This window comes from Okeania sp. SIO2B3 (assembly GCF_010672525.1).
Lineage (GTDB): Bacteria > Cyanobacteriota > Cyanobacteriia > Cyanobacteriales > Microcoleaceae > Okeania.
In genome coordinates, this window is the sequence record NZ_JAAHGH010000165.1 from 1 (window position 1) to 9969 (window position 9969).

Consider the following 9969-nt stretch of genomic DNA (forward strand, 5'->3'; position numbering starts at 1 on the left):
TCGCTTGATGCAGAGTCAACTTCCCCTCGCAGATCGCCAACTTCCACCACCCAGGTTTGATGAACGAGGCGATCGGCAACCACCACCACCCAGGTTTGATGAACGAGGCGATCGGCAACCACCACCACCCAGGTTTGATGAACAAGGCGATCGCCAACCTCGGCCACCTAGGTTTGATGAACGAGGCGATCGCCAACCTCGGCCACCTAGGTTTGATGAACGAGGCGATCGCCAACCTCGGCCACCTAGGTTTGATGGACGAGGCAAACGCAAACATCGACCACCCAGGTCTCATAAACGAGGCGATCGCAAACCTCGACCACATTATAGACCTGATGATGCTCTCAGCTTATTGCCACTGTCACGACCTGACAAGCAACCTTCCTCACGAAGGTTTCGTGGACGAGGCGAACGCCGACGCTCATCACATGATAGACTTGCCGAGGGGAAAAATATCAAAAAATTGGCAGAATTCTACTCTCAAGAAGGGTACAAAGATGCAGAACCACTATTGCATAGTGCTTTGGCTATCAATGAGAAAGCTTTGGGTACAGACCATCCCGGTATCGAAGATAGTCTCAATAACTTGGCAGCACTCTACTATTCCCAAGGAAAATATACAAAAGCGGAACCTATTTTGCAGCGTGTTTTGACTATCAATGAGAAAGCTTTTGGTACAGACCACCCTCATATTGTACACAGTCTGTACAATTTGGCACAACTCTACTCTGACCAAGGAAGGTACGCAGAAGCAGAACTATTGTTGGAACGTGCTTTAACTATCAATGAGAAAACTTTTGGTGCAGACCATCCTCATGTTGCACACAGTCTGAAGAATTTAGCAAAACTCTATTATGAGCAAGGGAAGTATAGAGAAGCTGAACTTTTTCAACAGCGTGCTTTGGATATTAGAGAGCGTTGACTTATAGCAATGTGCGCTGGTATATTTACAAATTGCAGGAGGTGTCCAATAGCTAAAAGCCTTATATTATCAGCAATTTATTCCCCCTGTTGCCTGTTGCCTGTTGCCTGTTGCCTGCGCACAGCGCTATATATCATGCTTGGGAAAATTCTTACTCCTACCTCCTCATTATTCCTATTTCTCCTGTCTCCTGTCTTCCCCTCCCCTCCTGGGAGGGGCTAGGGGTGGGTTGGGAGGGGTCAGGGGTGGGTTGTCTCCTGTCTCCTACCCCTACCCCTACTAAAAGACTAGTGAAGCGCAAACCCTACTTACTACTGTTAAAATTCAAAAATGGGCTAATAGTAATGCGATCGCGCCCTTGTGCTTTAGATTGATAAATGGCTTCATCTGCAGCTCTAACTAATATGGAAGCATTCTCTTTATAATTAGGAACAGTGCAAGATACTCCTATACTAACAGTAACAATACCTAATTTAACCTGAGAATTAATATGCTTAATTGCTAAAAATTTAATTTTATTGCTGATTTTTTCAGCCACAGAATATGCATCTTTTTGGTCAGTTTGAGGCAAAATTACGGCGAATTCTTCACCTCCATAACGTGCAACTATATGTGTTGGATACTTCAGACAGTTACGGACAGTTAGCGCAACTTGTTGTAAACAATTATCTCCTGCTTGATGACCATAAGTATCATTATAAAGCTTGAAACAGTCAACGTCTAATAAAATCAAAGATAAAGGACTTTTTTCCCTAGCCATTCTTTGCCACTCTGCATTTAGATATTGATCGAAGTAGCGACGATTATAAATTTGAGTTAGACTATCAATATTTACTAAATTCTGTAACTTTTGGTTATCTTTTTCTAACTCTTCAAGACGTTCTTGATAATCTAATTCGGTTCTTTCAATTCCTTTTTGAAAGTAAATTCGATACAATTCACGAGAATATCTACATTCATTAAAATTCAATTTAACCAAGCCTAAACTATCTAATTTATAAGCAATTAAAGCTTCTAATTCAACATTATTTTTATCTATTAAAATCTTTTTAAATGCACTTGAAAGTTCTGAATTTTGCTGCAAAATTTCCCATAAACTTCGCAAATGATCGCTATAAATTCCTGCATGAGTAGGAGCTTCTAATAATAACCGCTCTAAACTTATGTCTTGTTGAGACAAAAAATAGATAGCTAGATGTACTAAATACGGATGTCCGCCTACCATTGCCATTAGTTGTTTTGGTTCATTTTTTCCTTTCCAATTCAGTCCATACTTATGTGCTAATTGTAGTATTTGTTCTTCATTAAATTCTGGCAGTTGAATTTGTAAACCTACGTTAAATGGAGATTGATTTATATTTAATTTAATATAAATTTCTGTGGAGTAAACTACTACGAATCTTAATTGTTCAAATATTTCAATTTGTTGAGCTTGTTCGTGCCAATAACGTAACATTGGCAAAAAATCTTGGGCAATCTCAAGATGTTCAAATAATATGTTTACTTCATTAAATACTAACACTATGGGACTGTCAAATTGTGATAGTAAATATTCTTCAAAATAGATTGTACAACTTACTTTACCACCAATATCTTCATCCCAAAAATCATCTAATATATTCTCAACTTTGAGCTGCAAACTAACATTCGCACAAAACCAGCGTAGAAATTTATTTAAGTTAGCAAAAACTGAGCGATCGGCTTGTTGAAAATCTATATTGACAGTTTTGTACTCCATTCCTTGAGCATAAGCGATAATTCTACTCACAAGAGAACTTTTTCCCATTTTTTTAGGTGCTCTAATCCTGAGAACATTGCCTGGTTTGCAAATAGCATTGTAGGCTTGTTCTTCTATGGGAGGACGTTCTATATAGAATTTTGAATTAAGAGGTACGGGACTACTGGGAAATATTAGAGATTGAGTTAGATCTGCCATTATTTTCAATGAAAAAATTCAGTATTTAATTAACCTATGGATATGTATAAATTACCTTTATTGAAAGTTATTCTAAAGTTTCTTCGCTACTGACAAATTTTTCTAAAGTTTCTTCTAACTTCTGTACTTTAAGTTTGATTTTTAGCTCCCGTTCTTCTAATTTTTGTGCCATTAAATTGAATCCTTCAGCTAATTTATCTATTTCATCGTTATAAGTGACAGGAAGTCGCATTTTTAAGTCACCTTTAGCTAATTCTTCTGTAGCAGAAGTCACTGTAGTAATTCGATTTGCAATTATATTTGATAGTGAGTAACCTACGAGAATAACTATTCCCGATCCTAGTAAAGAAAATAAACTAATTATCATCACAAGTTTTTGTTTTGCTTCTTCCAAATCTGCTAGAGGAGATAGGGCAGTTAATTCTAATTTTGTACCATCTAACCCAAGTAAGTTGATATTTTTAACTATGTATAACTGGTCGTCAATTTTTATTTTATTTAATTTTTTATCCTGTTTTTGGTAGATTTTATCCCAATAATTTTTTTCATTTCCAGGTAAACTAGAAGCAATTATTTCTTTGTTTTGGAAAGCAACAATATATTTATTTGTTTCTATAGATATTTCATCAAGTAATTGATTATTTATAGCAGTACCGATAATCAGACCGCCAATAACTCCTTGATTAGATTTAATTGGTGTAGCTCCTATTAATATCGATCTAGAATTATTGAATTCTTTTCCAGTAATTATGCTAGAAAAAGCTACCCCATTAATTATTTGTGAAATTACTACTCTATCGGATATTTTTACTTGATTCAGTATCGGGTTACGCAAATCTATTATGTTGTTACCATTTTTATCTATTACTTGAACTATATCAAGAGATAAACTTGCTTTTAAAGGTATTATTTTTTTGAGAATTTCTGTTTTATTCCCTGTTTCTAATGCTTTGGACATTGTTGTGCCACCAACTAATAATTTAGCATTTAAGTACAGTTTATTCATTTGTCTTTGAAATTCTTGTATCACTAATCCAGCAATGCCTTCTACTTCTTTTAGTTGCCTTTGTTCAATATTATGAGAAAAGTAATAAATAATACCGAAGTTCCCTAAAAACCATATTGTTAAAAATACCGAGAGAAACGGTAAACTTATCTTTTGTTTTAAAGGGAAATTTGAATAATGTCTACTGAAAATATTTTTTAATTTCAAAATTAGTTTAATTTTTGTATTACTCATTTTTTTTATTTAAAATTGATTGATGTAGTATATCGCAATCCTATTTAATTTGTAAATTTTTCACATAAGTGCTAGATAGAAGAAAAAATAAATACAATGAATTTTTTCACAACTTCTACATTGAGTAGTATAGCACTTTATCTCCATATCTCAGATAAGAATGCTATATATCAATAAATTATTAGTAATAGCTTCTACTAATATCAAATCCGACGATCGCTAGTAATAAAAAATATTTAAGCCAAATTAATTGTGTATTAATATTATATCCGTTTGATTACTTATATAACCCATTTGGTATCTTCATAAATATTAAGTTTTTTAGTTAGGAGTCAGGAAACAGGAGGCAGAAAGTAAGAAGGAATATGTGGGGATAAATAGTACAAAAAATTCAAAACTCCTTCTTCATATTTTCCCTGAAAATTGATGCGTAAAAAGACTTGACTACCATAATTATATAGATCTAAAATGGGTTTTATACATGAAATTACGGAGTAATCAGGAATCAGGAATTAGGAGGGAAGCAAGAAGAAAGAAATTAAGATGAGGAAAAGGATCATTTTTTTTGATCGCCTTCTTATCCAGACATGATATGATTAATCATTTGATTGGGTATAAGACTCAAATTATATACAAATAATTTTCCACTACTAACTACAGTAGGAACGTTCCATGAAACGTCTCTACACGGTTTTGATTGTGAAGATTTGGTTCATCAATATGAAAAGCGCTGTATGTGAATCAGATTTGATCGGTAGAAATAAATATGATACAATTATTAAAATTTATTACATCGATCTATCTAAGAGATTTTTTTTGTGAAATGAAAAAATTACTAATAGTATTTATTGCTTTATTAACTGTTGCAAATATTACCAGTTGTACTGACAGTAGTAGCCAAGAAACTCCTGTAGAAAAAATCAAAGTAGGTGGTTCCTCAGAAGGTTATTCAGTCTTAGAAGTATTGGCAGAAGCTCACAAGAATGACTCCATCGAAATTACTTTTATGCCAAGTAGTCAAAGTAGTGGTGGTATTAGAGGTGTTAAAGATGGATTAATTGATATAGGAGTTATCAGCAAACAACTGACAGCAGCAGAAACATCAGACAAAATAAAATATATACCTATAGTAAAAAATCTCCAATTTTTGATTATAAATGAAAAGGTAACAGGAGTTAAAAATCTCAGCACCAAACAAATTCAAGATATATACAGTGGTACTATTAGTAACTGGAAGGAATTAGGAGGTCCTGATGCCGAAATTATATTATTAGACATACCAGAAGATGAAACAGAAAAGCAAATTTTGCGAAAACATCATTTAGGAGAAAATCTTCAAATCACGCCAAAAGCAATCATTTTTCAAGAAGATGATCAAGTTATCAAATCTATAGCAAGTACACCCTATAGTATTAGTCTTGTTGCTAAGTCTCTAGAATTAGAAGAATTTGCTATTGAGATCCTCAATATTGATAATGTCATCCCTAACAAAGCTAATATACAAAATGGTAAGTATAAAATGACTCAAACTATAGGGATAGTTATTTCTTCTCAACCTAATTCTGTTACTCAAAAATTTGTTGATTTTATTTTCACTCAAGAAGCCAAGCAAAAACTAGAATTAGCAGGTTATATAGTATTAGATATCTCTGGAAAATAGGAGACAGGAGACAGGAGACAACCCACCCCTCGCCCCTCCCCCTCCCAGGAGGGGAAGACAGGAGAAATGGGAATTTAGAGAAGGTAGGAGTAAGAAAAGAATCACAAAGGTTTAGTATGAGGATTGGAGATTGTTTTGATGTCCAATTCCCTCGAATGTGATATCATCTCCCCATCTCCCCATCTCCCCAAATTCCCCTCCTGGGAGGGGTCAGGGGTGGGTTCCCATCTCCCCATCTCCCCAAATTCCCCTCCTGGGAGGGGTCAGGGGTGGGTTCCCATCTCCCCTACTGCACGCCTTCAATAGGAGCAAAACCTTGCCGCTGCACATTCTCAGTTATAGTGCGCGGTTCCAAAAATTGCAGTAGATAATCAGGTCCTCCAGCTTTCGACCCAACACCAGACAACTTAAAACCACCAAATGGCTGCCGGGAAACGATCGCTCCTGTAATTCCACGATTAATATACAAATTCCCCACTTCAAATTCTGCTTTTGCCTGTTCGATATGAGAAGGAGTACGAGAATACAACCCACCAGTCAAAGCAAAATTTGTACCATTAGCAATTTCCAATGCTTCTGAAAAACTCTGCGCTTTCATCACTGCCAACACAGGACCAAATATTTCCTCTTGGGCAATAGTTGCCGTGGGTGACACATCCTTAAATACTACCGGACCAACAAAATAACCATCATCTGGCGCTGCCATCTCCAGAGCAACTTCATTTTCCTGCTTACCTTGCTCAATATATTCCTTAATCCGTTTTTGTGCCTTAGCATCAATTACCGGGCCCACTTGTGTACTTGGTTTCTCCGCATCTCCAATATTCAGCGATCGCGTAGCCTCCACCAAACGATTCACAAAAGTCTCATAAATTGGTGCCAAAACCACAACCCGGGAACAAGCAGAACATTTTTGTCCGCTATAACCAAAAGCAGAATACACCACACCAGCAACTGCTTGGTCTAAGTCTGAACTCTCATCAACAATAATTGCATTCTTACCACCCATCTCAGCAATAACCCGCTTCAGGTGTTTTTGTCCTGGTCGCAAAATTGCCGCCTCTGCATAAATTTCACAACCAACTTCCTGAGACCCAGTAAAAGTAATACTATTAACATCTGGATGTTTCACCATAAAATCACCCACCGTCGAACCTTTTCCTGGAACAAACTGAAATACTCCCTTGGGAAAACCAGCTTCTACTAATATTTCGGCTATTTTGGAAGCAATAACTGATGAAACTTCTGCTGGTTTCAACAAAGTACAGTTTCCAGTCACCAAAGATGAAACGGTCATTCCTGTCGGAATAGCTAGAGGAAAATTCCAAGGCGAAATAACCAAAGAAATACCACGAGGTTGATAATAATAACGGTCTGTTTCTCCAGCTACATCATATTTATAACCTTGGTCTAACCTTTCCATTTCATCAGCATAGTAGCGACAAAAATCTATTGCTTCGGAAACTTCCGCATTACCTTGGTTAAGGGGTTTCCCAACTTCTAATACCATCCACGCTGAAAGTTCGTGACGGCGTTTTTCCATTAAGTCCGCCGCTTTTCGCAATATCCCCGCTCGCTCTGTAACAGGTGTTTTCCGCCAACTAGGAAATGCTGCTTTAGCTGCTTTAATTGCTTGTTCTGCTTGTTCTACAGATATTAAACCAATTTTCCCGACTACCTCTTTCGGGTTTGATGGGTTAACGGAATCTACTATTTGCTCGGTCTGTATGTATTCGCCATCGATCAACGGGAGATATGTTTGACCTAACTGTAGTCGTACTTGACCAATAGCATTATAAGCTTGTTGTCGTTGAGCAGCATCAGCATAGTCGCTATCAGCAGCATTAGGAAAAACAGGCTTAACAATATCGTGAATTGTTGTTTTGCCATTAGTAGTGGGAGGCGCTAACAATTCTTCAACAGGAACATTTTCTGAACTTTGTCTGAGGAATGAACTGTTAGCTGTATTTTCCAGGAGGCGACGAATTAAATATGCCATTCCTGGTAGTAGGTCGCCGTAGGGACAGTAAACTCTGATGCGATAACCTTTGTCCACTAATGCTTTAGCTATTTGGTCGCCCATACCGTAGAGAACTTGCATCTCGAAACAACGTTGGGGTACTTTTAATTCTTCAGCAATAGCGATCGCTCTTGCCTGAGAACGAACGTTATGACTACCGATAGCTGAATAGATATATTGATAATTTTCTAACATCATCTGAGTCAGCTGTTCAAAATTGGCATCAGTTTCTGGTTTATCGTTGAAAACTGGTTGCGGCCAGTCGTGTTGTAAAGCTATGATGCTTTCTTGGTCCCAATATGCACCTTTAACCAGTCGAACGGTGACAGGATAACCCCGGAGTTTTGCCCACTCAATGATACTTTGCAAGTCTTTTCCACTATCCCGCAGATATGCTTGGATAGTAACGCCGATGTCGGTACGGTTGCGGAATTCTTCTTCCATCAACAGTTCTTTGAGAATGGCTATAGTTAGGTCTTTGTAGCTATATTGTTCCATGTCAAAGTGAACTGCTACACCCAGTTCTTTGGCACGTCGGAGTAGAGTACGGATGCGTCCGCTCACCCGTTCCTGACTGCCTTTAGCATCAAGGGGGTCAAACTGGGAATAAAATGCTGTGAGCTTTACAGAGACTTGCACTCGTGATAGTTGTTCGCCTTCTGCTTCATCTATTTGAGGTACTGACGACCAATTTTTAGCAGCTTGGGTTAGTTGGGTTATCAGTTCTAGATAACGGTCTAAATATGATTGTGCTTCAGTTTCAGTAATTACTGCTTCTCCTAGTAAGTCTACGGTAAAGCACATTTTTTCTTTCCGTAGTTTTTCTAGAGTTTTGATTATTTGTTTGATGTTTTCCCCAGCAATGTATTTATGGGCAAGGGTTTCAACTGCGGGTGCAACGGTAGTCGCTGCGAGTTGACCGGGAACTGAGTCTGGGTTAGCAAAGTTAAGTAGTTTTTTGAGACTTTCTGGTAGCTCGACTTCTTCAGTAGTCAGATATTCTTGCAGGTGAGCAGCTATTTCGGGTTTACTGTGTAATGCTGGCAAACAGTCAATAAAGCGAAATAGTTGTACTCGCAAACCAGGGTTTGCCATTGCCCAGTCTAGGAGTTTATCATCCCACCGCATTTGATTTTGCAGTTGTCCTAACCAGGAACGGTTTTTTTCTTGAGTTGCTGCCAAGAGTTGTTTTGCTATTTCTTGGGTTTGAGTTTCGTAGTTGCTATTAGGTATTTGTGCGACCATTTTTTTAACAAAGTGTGGTTAAATAAATTGGGATTATGTATCGGATTAATTTAGGTCTCTAGCACTAATTCTTTTGGAAGTTAGTGTTTTTATGAGTCTATTTCCGTTACGTTATACTTATCTAAATATTATCATTTAATCTGACAAGATATTTTGTAATATTTTGTAGAAAAGTTTAAAGAAACCACTGTCATTATTATTAGACATAGAAGTGGAAATTACACATATAGATCATTTTTTGTGCTTTTTTCAGAAATTTTCTTGCCTTTTGCCTGTTGCCTATTCCCTGTTGCCTACTTGCAGGAAAAATTCTATTCTTTTAATCTGACAAGATATTTTGTAATATTTTGTAGGAAAAGTTTAAAGAAACCACTATCATTATTATTAGACATAGGAGTGAAAATTACACATATAGATCATTTTTTGTGCCTTTTTCAGAAATTTTCTTGCCTGTTCCCTGTTCCCTATTCCCTGTTCCCTGTTCCCTATTGTCTACTTCTGCAAAAATTCTATTCTTTTAATCTGACAATTAATCAGAAGTAAAACTTTCTAACTCGATGCGGTAAACATCAACTGCATCATCTGGAGATTGAATAAAATAAAAATTTTCGCCAGCAGCATCTGCTATATCGATCCGCTATGTGAGTTTCAAATTTTGATGTGGGAGGGTTCTATAAACCTCATAGTTAACATATTCCTTCTCTACTAATGCGTATGTCGCAATAATACAATGTAAGATAAATGTATTTCAATTGGTGGAGAGAATGGAGCGATCGCGATGGTTGAGAGATCAAACCTTTATGGGTTCTATTTAAAAATAGAGGGAGAATAGGAGAATGGGGTGTATGGAAGTATTTTCAATTATTGCTTTATACCATGTACGACTGTGTGAGTTTCAAATTTTGACGCGAAATATTCCAAATGAGTTCTATAAACCTCATAGTTA

General features: G+C 36.9%; 6 protein-coding genes. 2 read left to right on the plus strand and 4 right to left on the minus strand.

Going from position 1 to position 9969, the window contains the following annotated elements; all coding sequences use genetic code 11:
• Window positions 1–922: tetratricopeptide repeat protein (locus F6K15_RS36140; protein ID WP_293070681.1), on the plus strand; the 922-nt coding region annotated here is incomplete at its 5' end.
• Window positions 923–1226: 304 nt separating this feature from the next.
• Here the strand turns inward: F6K15_RS36140 and F6K15_RS36145 are convergent.
• Both F6K15_RS36145 and F6K15_RS36150 read right to left on the minus strand, forming a co-directional pair.
• Window positions 1227–2858 (minus strand): AAA-like domain-containing protein, encoded by a 1632-nt coding sequence (locus F6K15_RS36145; protein WP_293070683.1) that lies wholly within the window; start codon window positions 2856–2858, stop codon window positions 1227–1229.
• 67 nt (window positions 2859–2925) lie between these two features.
• Window positions 2926–4098 carry a HAMP domain-containing protein gene (locus tag F6K15_RS36150; protein WP_293070685.1) on the minus strand — a complete coding sequence of 391 codons (1173 nt, stop codon included), beginning with the start codon at window positions 4096–4098 and terminating at the stop codon, window positions 2926–2928.
• 823 nt (window positions 4099–4921) lie between these two features.
• Between F6K15_RS36150 and F6K15_RS36155 the strand changes: the two genes are divergently transcribed.
• Entirely contained in the window at window positions 4922–5758 is an 837-nt protein-coding gene (locus F6K15_RS36155) for a substrate-binding domain-containing protein (RefSeq protein ID WP_293070687.1), read from the plus strand.
• Window positions 5759–5859: 101 nt separating this feature from the next.
• Here the strand turns inward: F6K15_RS36155 and F6K15_RS36160 are convergent, their stop codons facing one another.
• Both F6K15_RS36160 and pruA read right to left on the minus strand, forming a co-directional pair.
• Window positions 5860–5994, minus strand: coding sequence for a hypothetical protein (locus F6K15_RS36160; RefSeq protein ID WP_293070689.1), 135 nt, complete (start codon window positions 5992–5994; stop codon window positions 5860–5862).
• A gap of 50 nt (window positions 5995–6044) precedes the next feature.
• On the minus strand, window positions 6045–9023 hold the full coding sequence (gene pruA / locus F6K15_RS36165) for an L-glutamate gamma-semialdehyde dehydrogenase (RefSeq protein ID WP_293070691.1): 2979 nt from the start codon (window positions 9021–9023) through the stop codon (window positions 6045–6047).
• Window positions 9024–9969 lie beyond the last annotated feature (946 nt).